Consider the following 20,034-nt stretch of genomic DNA (forward strand, 5'->3'; position numbering starts at 1 on the left):
TTTTTTCGAGGCAAAACTCAATGAGATGGTTCTTTGGCTACAAGCTGACCGTAGGTATATCAGTTCAGAACTAAAATCAAAGTGAAAGAATCAAGATATTGGTAACCTCTCATCGTAAAACAGGCAAGTGGTCGTTTATCCAAAACAGATGAATATCACTTAAAACGACGTAATAAAATAAAAATCTGATTCAGCTGATTAAAAGAAAAATACACTCTGGCCACCAGTAAGGCTCGCAGGCTATTTGGCTGGAATCTATGCTTCTTTACATGGCAATGAACCGTATTAAACAAGTTGGTGGTGTTCATTCAATTTTCTAAGCTGCCTATATTCCAATACTGGTTTTCATTTTTAGCTTCAGTCAAATATAAAACCCGACCGTCTTTCTGCATTACTCTGCAATACTCGAGGTAATACACATTGGCGCGCTTAGAATGTAATATTGCTTTTAAGTCCTATGGATTCAGTTGTTCCATTCTTATCATCCATTTTTAGTCATCGTTATAATTAAAATATCTTTTTCTAATTGCTATTTAAACCAAGTTTCAGTCAATCACGTCATATATTGACGCTTTATTCTTGAGCTTTTCATTTTTTACATGATGAGCAAAAATTAAAATCATACGACTTCAATTTTATCCAACATTGGTTTTAAAAAAGTATTTAAACCGACTCTCTATAAATATTTTTTATTTAATTTCATTAACTTAAAATCCAACAACCTATTCAAACAAGAATCCCTTATACATGGTAGGTCTTTGGTAGGTATGCTTTTTTTTCGCCCTATTGAATACTCAAGTCAAGGTGAAATAAACAGCACCCATAACAATGACGACAAATAAATGGTAGAAGGAATCGCACCATGGCTTTTAAAAATATTGCAGATCAAACTAACGGTTTTTATATCCCTTGCGTATCGCTGTTTGGCCCAGGCTGTGCCAAAGAAATTGGGGGCAAAGCACAAAATTTAGGGGCAAAAAAAGCACTGATTGTGACCGATGCAGGTTTATTTAAATTTGGCGTTGCAGATGTTATTGCAGGCTATTTGAAAGATGCTGGCGTAGACAGTCATATTTTCCCAGGTGCAGAACCGAACCCAACCGATATTAATGTACATAATGGCGTCAAAGAATATAACGATAACGGTTGTGACTTTATTGTGTCACTGGGTGGCGGTTCATCGCATGACTGCGCCAAAGGTGTGGGTCTAGTCACTGCGGGTGGTGGTCATATTCGTGACTATGAAGGTATTGATAAAAGTACAGTGCCTATGACTCCACTGATTGCCATTAACACCACGGCAGGCACAGCTTCTGAAATGACCCGTTTTTGTATTATTACCAATACCGATACGCACGTGAAAATGGCCATTGTTGATTGGCGTTGCACACCGCTGATTGCTATTGATGACCCGAAATTGATGATTGCTAAACCCGCAGCCTTAACTGCTGCCACAGGGATGGACGCACTCACCCATGCAATTGAAGCCTATGTGTCTACGGCGGCCACGCCTATTACCGATGCCTGCGCAGAAAAAGCTATTAGTATGATTAGCGAATGGCTAAGTCCTGCGGTCGCCAATGGTGAAAACTTAGAAGCACGCGATGCAATGAGCTATGCACAATACTTAGCAGGTATGGCTTTTAATAATGCCTCGCTAGGCTATGTCCATGCCATGGCACATCAATTAGGTGGTTTCTACAACCTGCCACATGGCGTGTGTAATGCAGTCTTGCTCCCGCACGTCTGTGAATTTAACTTAATTGCTTGCCCTGACCGTTATGCACGCATTGCACAACTACTGGGTGTCAATACGGAAGGACTAACTGTCACAGAAGCGGCATTCTCAGCCATTGATGCCATCCGTGAATTGTCACAATCCATTGGTATTCCATCTAGTCTTTCAGAGTTAGGTGTGAAAGAACAAGATTTGGCCATTATGTCTGAAAACGCGCAGAAAGATGCCTGCATGCTGACCAACCCACGTAAAGCAACTCATGCTCAAGTGGTTGGTATCTTTACAGCCGCTCTCAAATCAGGTGCTTCAGTATTAGATTTTAAAGCAGCGGTCTAAGTTCCCGTCTTAACTTGATTGTTTGCTTGGACAATTTGAGTGCAATGAAACAGATCTTCATGCTGTTTCATTCGGATAAGCCCATCCTTGCTTATCTGTGCACTTAAATTGTCTTTTTTATTTGTGGTTGACAAAATTTCAGACTTCATCAAGGATAAATACAATCTAAAAAGTCCTGATGAGTATAACAATGACACAGCAATCAGCCCCACAATATCAAGCCGACATCTTAGGCGAAGGCTATGAGCAAGCCACCTTAAATTTTCCAGACGATTATGAAGGCAAAGTCACTGCCACCCTCATTCGTAAAAAAGCCTCACAAAATACAAATAAAGCCGTTCTATACATCCATGGTTTTATTGACTATTTTTTTCAAACCGAAATGGCCGAGCAATTTAACCAACATGGTTTTGATTTTTATGCGCTCGATTTAAGAAAATATGGTCGCTCCATCCTGCCCCATCAAAAATATTACAACATTCGCGAAATTGCTGAATACAATGCAGAAATTACTCAGGCCTTAGAGATTATTGGTGCTGAAGACCACGATTCTGTATTGCTCTGTGGCCACTCTACAGGCGGTCTGACCACCACACTGTATGTCGCTCATCACCCCAATCATCCCCTCATTAAAGCGCTTTGGGTCAACAGCCCATTTTATGACTTCAACATGAACCCGATTAAACGCGCTGTCGGCGTGCCTAGTTTAAGTCGTTTAGCGCAGAAATTTCCCAACTTGCAATTCCCAAGTGAACTAAATAAATGGTATGCAGCTAGCCTGCATAAAGACTTGAAAGGTGAATGGGATTTTAATCTGGATTGGAAAAAGAGTAGCTATCCAAAGGTTAGAATTAGCTTTATCCGTGCTATTTATGAGGCGCAAAAAGAAATTCACCAAGGTGTACGTGTGGATGTCCCTGTTTTTGTGATGCACTCACATCAAACCAAGAACCCACGCAAATGGGGCAAAGATGCTCAAAGCAGCGATGTAATTTTAGGGGTGAAAGACATTCAAAAATACGCAAAGAAAATTCAGGGCGATGTCACCATTCGTGAAATACCCAATGGTTTGCATGACTTGGTGTTGTCAGAAAAAACCGTACGTGACAACGTTTACCAACAGTTATTCAGCTGGCTAGAAACTAAGGGATTATAAAAATAGCCCTAGCTGGCCATGTAATTTTTATATTTCAGTAAAGTTTGATGTACAGGGTGCTGTTTGGGCATAAGCTCAATCAGGCGCTCTACTGCATCAATGGCTTCTGGAAAACGTGCAATATGCCGAAGTAGCACATCGGTTTCATTGGCCTTAAAAATGGCATCGCTTAAACGTGATTCTAAACAATCTCGCCATGCACATAAAAATGGGCTTTCTGTTTTCGCCAAAAACACCCCCGAACATAGTTTTAAAGCAGACTCCATATAACCGGCATCTAATGCCTGTTCGGCTTGTAAAAAATCGGCTTCGACATTGGCTAAAATTCGATAAGGCCGTGAGCCTAACATTCCTCCTAACACATCTCGTAGCTGTGACATTTCAGCTTTGAGTGTGCCAATACTAACCTTACGTTCACCATATAAGGCTTGATGCAAAGTGTCTAAAGTCATGCCCTGAGGACATAAAGCTAAAATAATGAGAATCTCAATTTGTCGGGGTGTAAGTACCAATACCCTCCCATTAAACAATACCTGAGACGCAGAAAAAGCCCGAATATAGAGTTGTTGCTTATACTGTTCTTGCAAGGCCGATTGAATAATTGAAGCACAGCGTTCCGCAGCCAGTAACCCCAAACTATTATGGTTTTTCCATGTCGTCGATAGATCGATTACCCCTAAAATTTGTTTGGAATATGGGTCAACAATCGGTGCTGCATAACAGACCCAATCATGAATAGACGACATATAATGTTCATTGGAAAACACACAGCTCGACTGTTGGGTTTTTAGTGATAATGCCAGTGCATTGGTACCCACCAATTCTTCTTTCCATTGCCCACCTTGCATAAAATGCACACTTTCAGCTGCACTTTGCATCTGCTGGCTAGAAGCGGTCCAAATAATCGTGCTACCCACATCGCCTACAGCCACCACCATAGAAGACTGTTGGGCAATATGTTTTAAATCTTCTGCACAAAGCCTCAACGCATGTTCTAGTGCATTCGGGGTTTGCTTCGCCACGGTCTGCATCGGTGCTGCTGAACGGTCTTTGGGAATTTCAGCAGTTTTAGAGCGATTCCATGAACTGAGAATGCTTTGTCCAAGTAGTTCTGCATGAGTGGGCGACAAACTGCTACTTTGCCTAAACTGTTCTATTTGTTTTCTTTTTTCTACTAAATTTCGCATTTGTGCCATCCTTTAGCTTGTCAGTTACAACCAATGATCTGTCCTTGCTCTTTTTATCCTTGTAACCATTTGTCTAAAGGTTGTAAACCGCCCTTCAACCAACCTTTTTCCAACCTTATACTCGGTATGCTAATTAAATAATGTACAAAAGTACCTTATACCAAAGCAGCAAATGCTTTGTGATTAAGAACACCATAATAAGCAAAGGAATTTTTATATGCGTTACGTCGACCCAAATCAACCCGGTTCAAAAATTCAATTTAAATCACAATATGAAAACTTTATTGGTGGCAAATGGGTTCCACCAGTCAATGGAGAATACTTCGACAACATCTCCCCTGTCGATGGCAAAGTATTTACAAAAATTCCGCGTTCTTCGGCAGCCGATATTGAACTTGCGCTCGATGCTGCGCATGCAGCCAAAGCCTCTTGGAATAGTGCCTCACCTACGACTCGTTCTAATCTATTGTTAAAAATTGCTGATCGCTTAGAAGCAAATTTGGAACTACTGGCCGTGGCAGAAACATGGGACAACGGTAAACCAGTGCGCGAAACATTGGCCGCCGATATTCCTTTAGCCATTGATCACTTCCGTTATTTTGCAGGCTGTATTCGTGCGCAAGAAGGCGGTATTTCAGAAATTGATGAAGATACTATTGCGTACCATTTCCATGAACCATTAGGTGTGGTTGGACAAATTATTCCGTGGAACTTCCCTATTTTAATGGCAACGTGGAAATTGGCACCGGCCTTAGCCGCAGGCAACTGTATTGTCCTAAAACCTGCGGAACAAACCCCTGCCAGTATTTTAGTTCTGGCTGAACTCATTCAAGATTTATTGCCAGCAGGCGTATTGAATATTGTCAATGGTTACGGCGTAGAAGTCGGCCGTCCATTGGCAACCAACCCACGCATTGCCAAAATTGCCTTCACGGGTTCTACCGCTGTGGGTCAGCAAATTATGCAATATGCAACTGAAAATATTATTCCTGTAACTTTGGAATTGGGTGGTAAATCGCCAAATATTTTCTTTGAAGATGTCATGGACAAAGACGATGACTACTTAGACAAAGCACTTGAAGGCTTTGCCATGTTTGCTCTAAACCAAGGTGAAATTTGTACTTGCCCATCTCGTGCATTGGTACATGAAAGCATTGCCGATAAATTCCTTGAAAAAGCCATTGAACGGGTAAAACGTATTAAAACGGGTCATCCGCTCGATACCGATACCATGATTGGTGCGCAGGCTTCGCAAGAACAGCAAGATAAAATCTTGGGCTGTATTGCGACAGGTCGTGAGGAAGGTGCGCAAGTGCTGACAGGTGGCGGTGAACGTCAAGAAGTCGGCGAAGGTTTCTATATTGAACCGACTATTTTCAAAGGCAACAACAGCATGAAAATTTTCCAAGAAGAAATTTTTGGCCCAGTGCTGTCTGTAACCACTTTCAAAGACTTTGATGATGCCATAAGAATTGCCAATGATACGATTTACGGTCTAGGCGCGGGGGTTTGGTCACGTTCAGCACATACCTCATACCGTGCGGGCCGTGCAATTCAAGCAGGGCGAGTTTGGACCAACTGCTATCACATCTACCCTGCACATGCGGCCTTTGGCGGTTATAAAAAATCAGGGATTGGCCGTGAAAATCACAAAATGATGCTTGATCACTATCAACAAACCAAAAACTTGTTAGTGAGCTATTCAACCAAAGCTATGGGCTTCTTCTAAGTTAAAACAGAATGCTACAAAGCGTAAAAGCGAACTTCGGTTCGCTTTTTTATGGTTCGGACAAACAACAAAAGTGTGCCCTGATGCTTTAATCAGCACATACCTTTATGGCGGAATCTGGCGCTTTTCCCAAAACATAAATATCAAAAGATTGCACACCAATACATCCCACAATTAACAACCCAAAACAAATCCAACGCGACATTATCTGAATCACTAAAAATATGTTGTATACAGCATATTTAAAATCATTCATCTCATCTAATATAGAATTTAGCCCAATCTATCTCATTTTAAGATATGAAAACCCTTAAACAGTTTCAGTACTTTATCGCCATTGTTGAACATGGCAGTTTCACAGCAGCCTCCGAGCACCTGTTTATTGCCCAGTCTGCTTTAAGTCGTCAAATTAAAATTTTAGAAGATCAACTTGGCTTTACTTTATTTGACCGCACCGAAAAGAAAATTCAGCTAACACCCGCTGGGCAAGTGCTCTATCAAAAAATTAAAAAAGATTTGCTGAATCTGGATCAATCAGTCGAAATGGCGCAGCGTATTGCGCAAGGACAAGGGCGCTGTTTGCACATTGCCCATTCGAGTAGTATTGTCATGGATGCGAAAAAACTACAATTTCTAAATGACCTTTGTCAGCAACATCAAATTGAAATTGAACTGAATACCCTCTCCTCAGAGCAACAAATAGATGCGGTATTAAACGGTTCTGTCGATATTGGTTTTATCCGCCCACCTGTTTTACAGACATTACAAGACATTCATTACACCGAACTGTATGCGCAGCCCTTATATGTTGCTGTACATGTCGATGATACATTTTTTAATCAGAAAGACTGGGTTGAAATAACCACATTGCGTGAACAAAAATTTGTGTCTACACCACATGCAGAACGGGGTGGTTTAAGCTACTTGGTATCGAACCTCTGTTTAAGCCATGGCTTTTATCCACAAAAATCAGCGCTACGTTCTCGGAAAATATCTCAACTGGCCTTGGTGGCGGCTCAATTGGGGATTTGTATCGTCCCTGAAGAGTTCCAAAGTATTTTGCCCCCCAATGTTCGACTGGTTGCCATACAGCCACAACCCGAACCTTCGCGTGTCTGTCTAATTTGGAACAAACAAAATGATCTGGTGATTGAGCAAAGTGTGATGACACTCATCCAAAAATTTAAAAATTTTATGTCACCCATCAGCCACAAATAAAATAATCACTCTCAAAATCGAGAGAAGTTTCTCTCTCAATAAAAGAGATCATGTGTATCTTTTGCGATATACACCACAAATTTTCTGCTGTTTTGAACAAGAGATCGATGACATTGTCATTTTCTATTCTTTTCAATTGTTTAAAGATTGTGCGTATAGCATCACTTTTAAAATAAAGCCATCTTTTCATGTGCGCGCGGACTGTGTATAACAATGAACCAGTCATAGAACATGATAAGCATAGGCAAAGGACGCAAAAAAACGTTAGACTATGCGACAATCAATGCAAGCAATATGTCTTTTGAGACAAACAAAAAGGTGAAGGTTGATGCCGCTCAATACCGTTGAAGAGCTCGTAGCAGATATCCGTGCAGGTAAAATGGTTATCCTGATGGATGATGAAGACCGTGAAAATGAAGGTGATCTAGTGATTGCCGCAACTCATGTTCGTCCAGAAGATATTAACTTCATGATTACTCATGCCCGCGGTTTGGTGTGTTTAACCCTGAGTCGCGAACGCTGTGAACAGTTAAAGTTGCCCTTAATGGTCGATGCCAACGGCGCACAACATGGCACGAACTTCACGCTCTCAATTGAAGCGACCCATGGCATTACCACAGGTATTTCGCCAGCAGAACGCGCGCACACCATTCAAACGGCTGTGGCGGCCCATGCAAAACCAACAGATATTGTACAACCTGGACATATTTTTCCATTAATGGCGCAACCCGGTGGTGTATTACACCGCGCGGGTCATACAGAAGCAGGCTGTGATTTGTCTCGCTTAGCGGGCCTTGAACCAGCTTCTGTAATTTGTGAAATTATTAATGAAGATGGCACCATGGCACGCCGTCCAGATTTAGAAGTTTTTGCAGAGAAACACGGTTTAAAAATTGGTACAATTGCTGATCTTATTCACTACCGTATGACCAATGAGCAAACGGTAGAACGTATTGATCAACAAACGCTAAATACCGAATACGGCACTTTTGAATTGTTCCGTTATCGTGAATTAGGTAACCCAGATATTCATTTGGCTTTGGTCAAAGGCCAGCCGAAAGAAGGCGTAACGACTGTACGTGTGCATGGTTTCAATCCCGTTCGTGATTTGCTGAAACTCAATAAACAAGATGGTGAACCCGCTTGGAATTTAGATAAAGCATTGAAAACCATTGCTGACAGCGATCGTGGCGTTTTGGTGTGGATTGGTCAGCGCCACTTACAAGATTTAGGCCCTGCTTTAGACAACCTAAATACACCAAAACCAAGCAAGTCAAATACTGCACTATCGCAGCAGTACCAAACCATTGGTGTTGGTGCACAAATATTACGTGATTTAGGCGTGGAAAAAATGAAGCTACTTAGCTCTCCACTACGCTTTAATGCACTCTCAGGCTTTAATTTAGAAGTGGTGGAATACATCACCGCAAACCAAACATCAGATAAATAATCGAGGTTGCTATGGCAATTCGCCGTATTGAAGGTATGTTACATCTCGCTAGCGAAGGCCGTTATGCGATTTTAGTGGGTCGTTTTAATAGCTTTGTGGTTGAACATCTATTAGAAGGTGCAATTGATACATTGAAACGTCATGGTGTATCAGAGGATAATATCACTGTTGTTCATGCACCAGGCGCGTGGGAACTTCCAGTTGTTGCAAAAAAATTAGCGGCATCTGAACGTTTTGATGCCATTATTGCATTAGGCGCAGTGATTCGCGGTAGCACACCTCATTTTGATTTTGTTGCTGGCGAATGTGCCAAAGGTTTAGGCGTTGTTGGCCTAGACACTGGCTTGCCAGTCATTAATGGTGTATTGACTACGGATAGTATTGAACAAGCGATTGAACGCTCGGGTACAAAAGCAGGTAATAAAGGCGGTGAAGCTGCCCTTACTGCTATTGAAATGGTTAACTTGTTAAAGGCTATTTAACGCTATGTCGCAAACACTTCAAGCAACTTATGCAGCGAAACGTAAAGCACGTCGCTTTGCTGTACAAGGAATTTATGAATGGCAAATGAGCCACAATCCAGTCCATGAGATTGAAGCACGTACACGTGTAGAAAATGCCATGCACAAAGTGGATCTGAGCTATTATCATGAATTGTTGACTCAAGTGGTTGCCAATCATGAAGCATTGGATGCGCTCTTAATTCCTGTATTGGACCGCGATGTTGATGCCCTAGATGGTGTCGAACTTGCAACCCTTCGTCTTGGCGCGTATGAATTGGAACAACATCTTGAAATTCCATATCGTGTGGTTCTAGACGAATCGATTGAGCTTGCTAAACACTTTGGCGGTGCAGACAGCCATAAATACATCAATGGTGTATTAGACCGTTTAGCAACGACTCTACGTGTAGCAGAAAAGCAACAAGCTCAATAATTAAGTTGATTTGCGCTGATGGCTGAGTTCTCAATTATTGACACCTACTTTAATCGAAAGAATGCAAATTCAGTCGACTTAGGTGTTGGGGACGACTCAGCCCTGCTCACCCCCCCGCCACAGCAACAATTGGTCATTTGTGTCGATACATCAGTTGCTGGCAGACACTTTCCGCTTGATACTCATCCTCATGCCATTGGCTGGAAGTCGGTTGCCGTTAATCTGTCTGATATTGCCGCCATGGGTGCGAAACCACACAGTATTTTATTGGCCTTGAGTTTACCCCAAATCGATCATCACTGGCTCAAAGACTTTAGTCAGGGTTTATACGACTGCTGTGATCAATTTGGTGTGAGTTTAATTGGTGGTGACACCACCCAAAGCCCACATTTAACCATTACGGTTACTGCCTTGGGCTGGATTGAAACAGGCCAAGCCGTGACACGCGCTGGCGCACAAGTCGGTGACTTAATTTGCGTCAGTGGTACAGTCGGCGATGCTGCCTTTGCTTTGCAACATATGGGCCACCCCTTACAAAAACGCTTAGATTACCCAACGCCGCGTTGCCAACTTGGACAACAGCTGAAAGGTTTGGCGTCTAGTATGATTGATGTCTCTGACGGTTTAGCCCAAGATTTAGGGCACATTTTAAAAGCCTCGGGTGTTGGTGCCGTTTTACAATTGGATCAACTTCCTGTCTCTTTAGATATAGCCAAACTTGAACAAGAAAAAAAATGGCAAGTGGCTTTAGCGGGTGGCGATGACTATGAATTATGCTTTACAATAAGCCCTCAAAATTATCATTTGCTTGCTCAACAAAAATTAGATGTAAATCTTACAATTATTGGAAAAATTACCCAAAATTTGGGATTAACTTTTTTACAGAATGGCATAGATTATTCCATTCAATTTCATGGATATCAACATTTTGCATAAACCAGAAATTAACTTTAAGCAAATGAACTGGTTCAACCGCTTCATTGTGTTCTGCGGTGTTGGCTTTGGTTCTGGGCTTGCTCCTAAAGCACCAGGCACCTTCGGCTCCGCTTTTGCTTTATTGTTTATTCCACTCTGGCTTGCAATTGGCTTTTCCAGCACCATTGTTGTGATTATTCTCATGTCACTCGTGGGGATTTATATTTGTGGTCAAACGGCAAAAGTTATGGGTGTCCACGACGATGGCCGTATTGTCTGGGATGAATTTGCAGGACAATCGATCACTTTTTTACCCATTTTATATTTGGGCCAAATGAATTGGCTTTGGGTCTTGATTGGATTCGGTCTATTCCGCTTATTTGATATCTGGAAGCCTTGGCCTATCCGTATCGCAGACCAAAAAGTGGGTGGCGGTTTCGGTATCATGCTGGATGATATTATTGCGGGGATATGGGCTGCGCTCTGTATATATCTCTATTTTTATTTTGTTTCTATATGACAAATACCCTTAGGATTTAACATGTCTATTAGCGTTATTATTCTAGCAGCAGGCAAAGGGACACGTATGCGTTCTAGCTTGCCAAAAGTTTTGCAACCTTTGGCAGGGCGCCCTTTACTTGGACATGTGATTGAGACTGCCCAAAAGCTTCAAGCTGATAATATTATTACTATTTACGGACATGGTGGTGAGCTCGTTCAACATGAATTTGCCAAAGAGCAAGTACAGTGGGTCGAACAAGCAGAACAACTCGGCACAGGTCATGCAGTCAAAGTCACCTTACCCGTGTTGGCTAAAGATGGTTTGTCGCTGATTTTATCAGGTGATGTACCGTGCATTACAACGCAAACACTACAAAAACTGCTAGATGCATCGCAAGCTTCAGGCATTGGCTTAGTCACATTGACCCTACCCGATGCATCAGGTTATGGTCGTATCGTGCGTGAAAATGGCAATATTCAAGCCATTGTAGAGCATAAAGATGCTTCTGACGAACAGCGCAAAATTCAAGAAATTAACACCGGTATTTACTGTGTCAGCAATGCCAAACTGCATCAATGGCTACCCAAATTATCAAACAACAATGCACAAGGTGAATATTATCTAACCGATATTGTTGCCATGGCTATTCAAGATGGCTTAGAGGTTGCTTCTGTAGAACCTGAACGTGCCTTTGAAGTTGAAGGCGTCAACGACCGTGTGCAATTGGCTAGATTAGAGCGTGAATATCAAGCTTTTCAAGCCAAACAACTGATGCAACAAGGCGTACATTTAATTGACCCTAGCCGTTTTGACCTGCGTGGTTCTTTAGCCGTGGGACAAGATGTACGCATTGATATCAATGTGATCATTGAAGGCAATTGTGAGTTTGGTGACAATGTTGAAATTGGCGCAGGCTGTATCATTAAAAACACCAAAATCGCAGCGGGCACTAAAGTACAACCCTATAGCGTATTTGATAGTGCCATTGTGGGTGAAAATACACAAATTGGCCCTTTTGCACGCTTACGCCCAGGTGCAAAACTGGCAAACGAAGTGCATATTGGTAACTTTGTTGAAGTAAAAAATACCAGTATTGGCTTGGGTTCTAAAGCCAATCATTTTACCTATTTAGGTGATGCAGAAATCGGTGCGGGTTCAAATATTGGCGCAGGCACTATTACCTGTAACTATGACGGCGCCAATAAATTCAAAACCATTATTGGTGATGCTGCCTTCATTGGCTCAAATAGCTCACTAGTTGCCCCAGTCAAAATTGGCAATGGTGCAACAGTTGGCGCAGGTTCGGTCATTACGCATGATGTCGCAGATAATAGTTTGGCATTCGAGCGTTCAAAGCAAATCGCTAAAGAAGATTACCAGCGTCCACAAAAGATGAAGAAATAAGAGGGTTTTACTATGTGTGGTATTGTCGGTGGCATCGCTGAACGCAGCATTACAAATATTTTAATTGAAGGCTTAAAACGTCTCGAATACCGTGGTTACGACTCTGCGGGCTTGGCATTGATCAATGCCGGCCAAGTACTACGCGAACGCCGTGTAGGTAAAGTGATTAATCTTGCAGAAGCAGTAGAAACATCACATATTTCTGGTTCGCTGGGTATTGCACATACCCGTTGGGCAACCCATGGCAAACCGACTGAGGAAAATGCACATCCGCATATTTCTGGTAATGTTGCCGTTGTACATAATGGGATCATCGAAAACTATCAAGAATTAAAAGATGATCTTGAAGCATTAGGTTATGTATTCACGTCACAAACCGACACTGAAGTAGTCGCGCATTTGGTCAATGATGCACTGAAATCTACGCCTAGCTTACTCGAAGCAGTTCGCCAAGTCGTACCACAACTGAAGGGTGCTTATGCCTTAGGTATTGTACATACCGATCATCCAAATGAATTGATTACGGTACGTGAAGGTTCACCTTTAGTGATTGGTGTCGGTATTGGTGAGAACTTTATCAGTTCAGACCAACTGGCTTTATTGCCAATCACCAATCGTTTTATGTATCTTGAAGAAGGTGATATTGCACGTTTAACCCGTACCAGTATTGAAGTTTTTGCCAATGGAAACCGTGTTGAGCGTCCAGTCAAAGAATTGGATGCAACTGTCAGCAATGCGTCTAAAGGTGAATATAAGCATTACATGCTGAAAGAAATTTATGAACAGCCAGAGGCGATTCAACAAACCATTTCTCAAGCATTGAATGGTAATGCCCTGCGCCCTGATTTCCTAAAAAATGCAGAAGTCGATTTTAGTAAAATTCAGCAAATCCAAATTATTGCCTGTGGAACCAGCTACCATGCGGGTATGATTGCCAAATATTGGTTTGAGCAACTGATTGATCTCCCTTGCCAAGTCGAAATTGCCAGTGAATTCCGTTATCGTTCGCCAGTGATCGTGGGCAATACCTTATATGTCTGTATTTCTCAATCAGGTGAAACGGCCGATACTTTGGCTGCGCTTCGCGATACACAAAAACGTGCCGTGGCCAAAGGTCTAGACGTTGTAACACTCACCATTTGTAACGTTGCAACATCATCAATGGTACGTGAAACCAATTATAGCCTGTTGACTTTGGCAGGCCCAGAAATTGGCGTGGCTTCAACCAAAGCTTTTACCACACAACTTGCTGCTTTAATGTTGTTGGTACTGAAAATTGGTCAAGTGAAGAACTCTATTTCAACCGAACAAGTTGAACAAATTACCAGCGAGTTATGGCATCTTCCAAAAGTTATTTTGAATACCCTACAACATAATGACTCCATTTTACGTTTGGCTGAATTATTCACAGAGAAGCAACACTGTCTATTCTTAGGTCGTGGTACCAATTTCCCAATCGCACTTGAAGGTGCATTGAAACTAAAAGAAATTTCATATATTCATGCCGAAGGTTATGCGGCAGGCGAACTAAAACACGGCCCATTGGCCTTGGTTGACAATGAGATGCCTGTGGTGATTCTTGCACCACAAGATGACATGTTAGATAAGTTGAAATCGAACATGGAAGAAGTTCAAGCCCGTGGTGGTGAATTGTTTGTCTTTGCAGACGTAAACAGTGGCATTAAAGGCAAAGATCGTCAACATGTCGTGCATGTCCCGAATGTCAGTGCGGTATTATCTCCGATTGTTTACAGCGTTCCTGTTCAGCTGTTGTCTTACCATGTTGCAGTTTTACGTGGTACCGATGTCGATCAGCCTCGTAACTTAGCAAAATCAGTTACTGTTGAATAATAATTTGAAAAAAGGCTGGTGATTTTCAGTCTTTTTTCTTTACTCAAGAAGAAAATTTAAGATGTCACAGCTCACTTGCTTTAAAGCCTATGATATTCGTGGAAAATTAGGCACAGAACTCAACGAAGATATCGCCTATAAAGTTGGGCGTGCGTATGGTCAAATTTACCAGCCCAAAACAGTGGTGATTGGTTGTGATATACGTTTAAGCAGTGAAGCGCTGAAACAGGCCACCATTCAGGGCTTAAACGATGCAGGTGTGAATGTTCTTGATTTAGGTATGACGGGAACAGAAGAAGTCTATTTTGGTGCGTTTCATTTAGATGTTCAAGGTGGGATTGAAGTCACAGCCAGTCATAATCCTATGGATTATAATGGCATGAAATTGGTGCGTGAAAATGCCCGTCCAATCAGTGCAGATACAGGTTTAAAAGACATTCAGGCCCTTGCCGAATTGGGTACATTTGAAGATGTGAGTAAAAAAGGGACAATACAGCCCTACAACATTCTGCCTGAATTCATTGCACACTTAATGACCTATATTGATCCTGCAAAAATTCGTCCACTGAAATTGGTGATGAATGCAGGGAACGGTGCTGCAGGTCATGTGGTTGATGCCATTGAAACCAAATTTAAACAACTCAGTATTCCTGTTGAATTCATTAAAATTCATAATGATGCCGATGGCACTTTTCCCAATGGTATTCCTAACCCAATCTTGGTAGAAAACCGCGATAGCACTCGTAATGCGGTGCTTGAACACGGTGCTGATATGGGCATTGCATGGGATGGCGACTTTGACCGTTGCTTCCTGTTTGACGAAAAAGGCCAATTTATTGAAGGCTACTATATTGTCGGCCTCTTGGCGCAAGCTTTCCTGCTGAAGCAATCAGGTGAAAAAATTGTGCATGACCCTCGCTTGGTGTGGAATACTTTAGATATTGTTCATCAATACCAAGGCCAAACGGTACAGTCAAAATCTGGGCATGCCTTCATTAAAGATGTCATGCGTGAACATAATGCTGTCTATGGCGGGGAAATGTCTGCGCATCATTATTTCCGTGATTTCGCCTACTGCGACAGCGGCATGATTCCATGGTTATTGGCTATTGCCGTACTGTCTGAAACCCAGAAAAATCTCTCTGCACTGGTTGAAGGCATGATTGCCAAATTCCCATGCTCTGGCGAAATTAACTTTAAAGTGGCAGACACGCAAAAAACTATTCAGAAAATTTTTGATCATTTTGCTGATCAAAAACCAATAATTGACCAAACGGATGGGGTGAGTCTAGATTTTGGTACTTGGCGTGTCAATGTGCGTGCATCCAATACTGAGCCACTTTTACGTTTAAATATTGAAAGTACTGCATCTAAAAACCCTCAGCCAATGCAATTTTATATCGAAGAGCTTACGCAGCTCATTCAAGGCTAATTCTCTTTTGCCCAAAATAAAAAAACCATTCAACCAGTTGTTAGTTGAATGGTTTTTTTGAATATGTGTAGCTCGAAGCACATAGCTTAGTAAAATAACGAGCGATCTAAAGGAATTTCCACACTAAGTGAAACCCCAGCATCTTGACCATAAACATCAGAATCACTCACCCATCCATTAAGTTTCAATGGTGCGTTTGGTTTTAAGTAATGTGTCCATGTCAAATCTATCGCTTTAATTTCATCTTTTTGAGTAAAAGCATGATTTGTTAATGAATCAGATTGATTAACTTTCGCGACCAACACTCTACCATTCAAACGGTTCATGGGATCAAAGCGAATATCCCCACCCAAACTCAACATTTGGCCATCTCCCCCCATTGCATGACCTAGAGGGTAACCATGTTGATAATAACCATCTTTATAAATGTAATGATTATAGGAAATGCCATTAACCTCTCCATTTGTCCGTGTATCTGCCCATTCGGCATATACTTGGAGTGGTAAATTATTGAACTGTGAAGAATAATCTATACCTGCCAAATACATTTTTTTCGAAGGTAATAGTCCTGCTTCATCTTCTCCCACATATTGCCCATAAAGGCTAATGGGTATACCACCCCATTGATTTAAATTGAGCCGTGCATCAAAACCTGCAATCTGATTAGACTTGTCTAAATCACCATCATAAAAGTTATCATTGCCTTTAATGGCATTCCACAATGAATCTAAGCTTTCTGAACGGCCCTCTCCTCCCCATTGAAGAATCCGCGAAGCTCCCAACTCTAAATAAGGCAAGGGCTGAGCAGTTAAACGAAATCCTAATAATTTAGCATCTGGAATTGCACTGTAATCATCTAACTGACCAGCAAAAGCTTGATATTGCCATGGGCCGATCCAAGATAACCATTTACTATCAAATGCTTGTTGTTCAGCGCGTTGCGCCGTAAAACCATAAACAGGACGACTTGCATCACCGCGGATCAAACTTCCTTCATGTCCCGGTCCCCAATAAGTCGGGATTTGGCCTGCGATCAACCATTGATTCCACAATTTCCCCGCAATATACGAACCTTCAACATTAACATCATGCCCATGGTTAATGATTGGATCCTTCTCTGCATTAACTCGCAATTTAGCATCCCACTGTGTTCCACCTGCATTCACTTCGAGTGATGCTTGATACTGCGATTTTTGCTCATCTGCAAATTTTTGTGGGACATTTTGTGGATCTGTTTCAGCAAATAAAGCTAACTTCAGTGGTTCATTTTCTATCACTAAACTAGCTTTCACCGAATTTAAAACTTTTTGTTGAGTAGAGTTTTTAATTTTCGCAGCAGATAATACGCGCTGTATTTCATCCCCACTCAGTGGCCATGTTGAAGTACTGATTTGAATTACACCTTGATGGTTCAACCAGTTTAAATCTGTACGTAAATTTTCATTATTTAAGATAACTCCCTGTGCCGTAACAGGTAATGAAACAACCGACAAAACTGCCGTAGAAATAAATTTTAAATATTTGTGTTTCATCAACGTTCTTTAGTCCTAGCTATTTTTTCATACATCATAGCGAAATTTTACACCTTCGATGCACTGGAATATTAATGTTTGCAGAATTGATACATGATCTGCAACTATTATAAAAACGTAACAAGCTTATCCAGTACAAGGTATTGAATATCTAACAATCTTTCAAATTAATTTAAAATAACCAGTCAAGTAAAAAAACATTTGGCATATTTCGCCAAAATCTTCTGAAATTGTGGCCAGCACTCCTAGATACACTACAATATAAAATTAGTATTTAATTTTTATCAACAACTCATCCAGTAAATTTTCACAAAAAGGTGATGTTTTTCTATAAAAAAGCATTATAAATCTAATATAGTTCATCATTAAATCTCTTTCATAAATCAAAAATCGATCTACATGTTATTGATTATCTGTACCGTAGAGTTTTCAACATGGAATTGAGTAAAATAATTTATTAAATAAGTCTATTGAGAAAATGTAAATTATTATGGAATCAATATGTTGTGATATTCCCTTAAAGATGCTATATCCTAAAATATAATAGGCATTAAAATAATCATATAATGCTCAATTACATTACATTTATAAACAAGCTTAAATTTAACTAGATGTCAGAAAAGGGTTTTCTAGGCTTCTTAGAATAAGGTTGTATTGAAGCTAATCTGCCATCTTTTCATAATGAAGGAGATGCAATATGATTGTTTCTGGTTATTCATCAACTACATCGGTTATGGCAGGAGATTCTGTCAGTTTTCACCTTAGTACAGATTCGCCTGGGTTAACAAATCTAACTATTGAACGTATAGGCAATACCTCAGTTTCGACAACTATTTCTGCGACTCTATCAAGTCTAGCTCTCCCCTCATTAAATCCATGGGAAGGCTTCAATTGGCCAGTTGCATTATCATTTAATATTCCCGCAACATGGCCATCAGGTCTATACAAGCTTGCTCACTTATCTGATGATATACTGACCTTTGTTGTCCGGTCAGCAACGCCAGGCACTTTTTCTAAAATTCTTCTTCAAGTCTCTTTTCTGACCCCTGTTGCGTACAATGCAGCAGGCGGAAAAAGCCTCTATGGTTTTAACAGCGGAGGAGAAGCTAGTCGCGCCAATAAAGTTTCACTTGATCGATCAGGAGGAACACCATTGAGCTTGGGGCCAGAAGCGATCTTAATTCACTGGCTTGAAACTGAGGGGATAGCAATTGAGTATTGTTCCAGTATCGATCTGCATACTAATCTAAATTTGCTCACTAATTACGACTGTCTAATAATCGCAGGTCACGACGAATACTGGACAAAAGCCATGCGTGACCAAACAGAGCAGTTCGTTGCTAATGGCGGCAACATGATCATACTTTCAGGTAATACTTGCTATCGTGCAGTCCGACTAGAACAAGAAAACCGATTGGTCGTCTTCTACAAATATGCAGGGAATGACCCAAACCCAATTGCTGCTGAAACGACAATAGCATGGGCCGAACCACCGCTAAATAGGCCACAAAACTTACTTCTCGGCGTTGGATTCACAGATGGTGCATATGGTGGCCCTAATGTCGCGTATACAATTCGTTTACCCGAGCACTGGGTATTTAATGGAGTTTCGGCCACAGCAACGTCATCATTTATGAACTACGAGGCGGATGCAACCGCCTACGTGGATGAACTAGAGAATTATCCTCGTGCTACTGGTTATGAAGGCACGCCACTTACATTCACAATACTTGCCACCGCTGACCTTAGTTCTTGGACCGGCAAACCTGGACGAGCAACAATGGGGATTTATTCCCGTAACGGCACTGTTTTTAATGCAGCGACCACTGATTGGCTAAATGTTTTGGGCATTGATCCAGTTGTTACGATTGTTACACGCAATGTCTTTAGTCGTCTCAAACAACGCGCGCAATGGGATTGGGAAAATATCGGGCATGCGGATGACGGTTGCGCATTGGCTTCGCTGAATGGCAAAATTTTCATGGCAACGCTAGAGAATAGACTTTTACAGCGCTATCCTATCGGTGCAGATGTAAATTGGCGAGACATTGGTCACGCAAACAATGTTATCGCAATGGCGGGAATAGAAGATACACTTTTCTGCGTTACCAGTGACAATCAGTTTTGGTGGCGCTCAATTACAGAGACAGAAACCAATTGGGTCTCAATTGGAACTGGACCAAGTGGTGGAAGCAAGGCATTAGCCGCAGCAGGCGGCATGCTATATGCAGTTGATGGAGTCGGTATGCTGTGGAGAACGCCAGCAAGGCGATCAATACCATCTTGGAACGCGATGACATTTTTTGCAGGAGATGCAACAATTAATGCAATGGCCTCTTACAGTGACATTCTATTCGCTTCAACCACGGACAATCGGTTATTACGATCAAACTCTGATTTCATTAACGAGAGTAGCGCTTGGCAGTATATTCATCATTGTAATAATGCAACTGGCCTTGCTGTTATCGAATGGATTCTTTACGTCGTTACGTCCGAAAACTATATTTGGCAGATAGATCTTTATGGATTACGTAAACCTTAAAAGGTTGGAAAGTTATAATAAAATCTAAATTAACTGCTATCTATAGCAATTAACTTAGTAAAATAACAACAATAATTTCATCATTAGGCATGTATTTAATTCACTA

Annotated in this window: 15 protein-coding genes and 1 pseudogene; 13 read left to right on the forward strand and 3 right to left on the reverse strand. The window is 41.4% G+C overall.

Annotated elements, in window-relative coordinates; all coding sequences use genetic code 11:
- Window positions 1–326: 326 nt before the first annotated feature.
- Window positions 327–443, reverse strand: a pseudogene (locus tag BBP83_RS15120) (type I-F CRISPR-associated endonuclease Cas1f); the annotation flags it as partial.
- A 419-nt stretch (window positions 444–862) separates the two neighbouring features.
- Here BBP83_RS15120 and mdh point away from each other — a divergent pair.
- Window positions 863–2,074: an iron-dependent methanol dehydrogenase gene (gene mdh, locus BBP83_RS01890; protein WP_068885713.1), complete on the forward strand. Its 1,212-nt coding sequence runs from the start codon at window positions 863–865 to the stop codon at window positions 2,072–2,074.
- Between the two features lie 190 nt (window positions 2,075–2,264).
- Window positions 2,265–3,230 (forward strand): alpha/beta hydrolase, encoded by a 966-nt coding sequence (locus BBP83_RS01895; RefSeq protein WP_141689940.1) that lies wholly within the window; start codon window positions 2,265–2,267, stop codon window positions 3,228–3,230.
- A gap of 8 nt (window positions 3,231–3,238) precedes the next feature.
- On the opposite strand, the gene BBP83_RS01900 is transcribed toward BBP83_RS01895, so the two are convergent.
- Window positions 3,239–4,426 (reverse strand): sigma-54-dependent transcriptional regulator family protein, encoded by a 1,188-nt coding sequence (locus tag BBP83_RS01900; protein WP_068885715.1) that lies wholly within the window; start codon window positions 4,424–4,426, stop codon window positions 3,239–3,241.
- 208 nt (window positions 4,427–4,634) lie between these two features.
- On the opposite strand from BBP83_RS01900, the gene exaC reads away from it, so the two are divergent.
- From exaC to BBP83_RS01955, 10 genes are all read left to right on the forward strand, one after another.
- A complete protein-coding gene (exaC, locus tag BBP83_RS01905; protein ID WP_068885716.1) occupies window positions 4,635–6,146 on the forward strand; it encodes an acetaldehyde dehydrogenase ExaC in 1,512 nt (503 codons plus the stop codon).
- A gap of 300 nt (window positions 6,147–6,446) precedes the next feature.
- On the forward strand, window positions 6,447–7,364 hold the full coding sequence (locus BBP83_RS01910; protein WP_068885717.1) for a LysR family transcriptional regulator: 918 nt from the start codon (window positions 6,447–6,449) through the stop codon (window positions 7,362–7,364).
- Between the two features lie 328 nt (window positions 7,365–7,692).
- Window positions 7,693–8,814: a bifunctional 3,4-dihydroxy-2-butanone-4-phosphate synthase/GTP cyclohydrolase II gene (ribBA, locus tag BBP83_RS01920; RefSeq protein WP_068885719.1), complete on the forward strand. Its 1,122-nt coding sequence runs from the start codon at window positions 7,693–7,695 to the stop codon at window positions 8,812–8,814.
- Between the two features lie 11 nt (window positions 8,815–8,825).
- Entirely contained in the window at window positions 8,826–9,296 is a 471-nt protein-coding gene (ribH, locus tag BBP83_RS01925) for a 6,7-dimethyl-8-ribityllumazine synthase (RefSeq protein ID WP_068885720.1), read from the forward strand.
- A gap of 4 nt (window positions 9,297–9,300) precedes the next feature.
- Window positions 9,301–9,750: a transcription antitermination factor NusB gene (gene nusB / locus BBP83_RS01930; protein WP_068885721.1), complete on the forward strand. Its 450-nt coding sequence runs from the start codon at window positions 9,301–9,303 to the stop codon at window positions 9,748–9,750.
- An 18-nt stretch (window positions 9,751–9,768) separates the two neighbouring features.
- A complete protein-coding gene (gene thiL / locus BBP83_RS01935) occupies window positions 9,769–10,686 on the forward strand; it encodes a thiamine-phosphate kinase (RefSeq protein WP_068885722.1) in 918 nt (305 codons plus the stop codon).
- Entirely contained in the window at window positions 10,664–11,185 is a 522-nt protein-coding gene (locus BBP83_RS01940; RefSeq protein WP_068885723.1) for a phosphatidylglycerophosphatase A family protein, read from the forward strand. The genes thiL and BBP83_RS01940 overlap by 23 nt, the downstream gene beginning before the upstream one ends.
- Before the next feature lie 21 nt (window positions 11,186–11,206).
- Window positions 11,207–12,571 (forward strand): bifunctional UDP-N-acetylglucosamine diphosphorylase/glucosamine-1-phosphate N-acetyltransferase GlmU, encoded by a 1,365-nt coding sequence (gene glmU / locus BBP83_RS01945; protein ID WP_068885724.1) that lies wholly within the window; start codon window positions 11,207–11,209, stop codon window positions 12,569–12,571.
- A 12-nt stretch (window positions 12,572–12,583) separates the two neighbouring features.
- Window positions 12,584–14,422 (forward strand): glutamine--fructose-6-phosphate transaminase (isomerizing), encoded by a 1,839-nt coding sequence (gene glmS, locus BBP83_RS01950; protein WP_068885725.1) that lies wholly within the window; start codon window positions 12,584–12,586, stop codon window positions 14,420–14,422.
- A 61-nt stretch (window positions 14,423–14,483) separates the two neighbouring features.
- Window positions 14,484–15,854 (forward strand): phosphohexomutase domain-containing protein, encoded by a 1,371-nt coding sequence (locus BBP83_RS01955; RefSeq protein WP_068885726.1) that lies wholly within the window; start codon window positions 14,484–14,486, stop codon window positions 15,852–15,854.
- An 86-nt stretch (window positions 15,855–15,940) separates the two neighbouring features.
- Here BBP83_RS01955 and BBP83_RS01960 read toward each other — a convergent pair whose 3' ends face one another.
- Complete coding sequence (locus tag BBP83_RS01960; RefSeq protein ID WP_068885727.1) at window positions 15,941–17,386, reverse strand: capsule assembly Wzi family protein; 1,446 nt, start codon at window positions 17,384–17,386, stop codon at window positions 15,941–15,943.
- Between the two features lie 697 nt (window positions 17,387–18,083).
- Between BBP83_RS01960 and BBP83_RS01965 the strand changes: the two genes are divergently transcribed.
- Complete coding sequence (locus BBP83_RS01965) at window positions 18,084–19,928, forward strand: N,N-dimethylformamidase beta subunit family domain-containing protein (RefSeq protein WP_068885728.1); 1,845 nt, start codon at window positions 18,084–18,086, stop codon at window positions 19,926–19,928.
- Window positions 19,929–20,034 lie beyond the last annotated feature (106 nt).

The organism is Acinetobacter celticus (assembly GCF_001707755.1).
Taxonomy (GTDB): domain Bacteria; phylum Pseudomonadota; class Gammaproteobacteria; order Pseudomonadales; family Moraxellaceae; genus Acinetobacter; species Acinetobacter celticus.

Coding starts and splice junctions, on each gene's coding strand:
- mdh (WP_068885713.1), top strand. CDS start 863: ATGGCTTTTAAAAATATTGCAGATCAAACTAACGGTTTTTATATCCCT.
- BBP83_RS01895 (WP_141689940.1), top strand. CDS start 2,265: ATGACACAGCAATCAGCCCCACAATATCAAGCCGACATCTTAGGCGAA.
- BBP83_RS01900 (WP_068885715.1), bottom strand. CDS start 4,426: ATGGCACAAATGCGAAATTTAGTAGAAAAAAGAAAACAAATAGAACAG.
- exaC (WP_068885716.1), top strand. CDS start 4,635: ATGCGTTACGTCGACCCAAATCAACCCGGTTCAAAAATTCAATTTAAA.
- BBP83_RS01910 (WP_068885717.1), top strand. CDS start 6,447: ATGAAAACCCTTAAACAGTTTCAGTACTTTATCGCCATTGTTGAACAT.
- ribBA (WP_068885719.1), top strand. CDS start 7,693: ATGCCGCTCAATACCGTTGAAGAGCTCGTAGCAGATATCCGTGCAGGT.
- ribH (WP_068885720.1), top strand. CDS start 8,826: ATGGCAATTCGCCGTATTGAAGGTATGTTACATCTCGCTAGCGAAGGC.
- nusB (WP_068885721.1), top strand. CDS start 9,301: ATGTCGCAAACACTTCAAGCAACTTATGCAGCGAAACGTAAAGCACGT.
- thiL (WP_068885722.1), top strand. CDS start 9,769: ATGGCTGAGTTCTCAATTATTGACACCTACTTTAATCGAAAGAATGCA.
- BBP83_RS01940 (WP_068885723.1), top strand. CDS start 10,664: ATGGATATCAACATTTTGCATAAACCAGAAATTAACTTTAAGCAAATG.
- glmU (WP_068885724.1), top strand. CDS start 11,207: ATGTCTATTAGCGTTATTATTCTAGCAGCAGGCAAAGGGACACGTATG.
- glmS (WP_068885725.1), top strand. CDS start 12,584: ATGTGTGGTATTGTCGGTGGCATCGCTGAACGCAGCATTACAAATATT.
- BBP83_RS01955 (WP_068885726.1), top strand. CDS start 14,484: ATGTCACAGCTCACTTGCTTTAAAGCCTATGATATTCGTGGAAAATTA.
- BBP83_RS01960 (WP_068885727.1), bottom strand. CDS start 17,386: ATGAAACACAAATATTTAAAATTTATTTCTACGGCAGTTTTGTCGGTT.
- BBP83_RS01965 (WP_068885728.1), top strand. CDS start 18,084: ATGATTGTTTCTGGTTATTCATCAACTACATCGGTTATGGCAGGAGAT.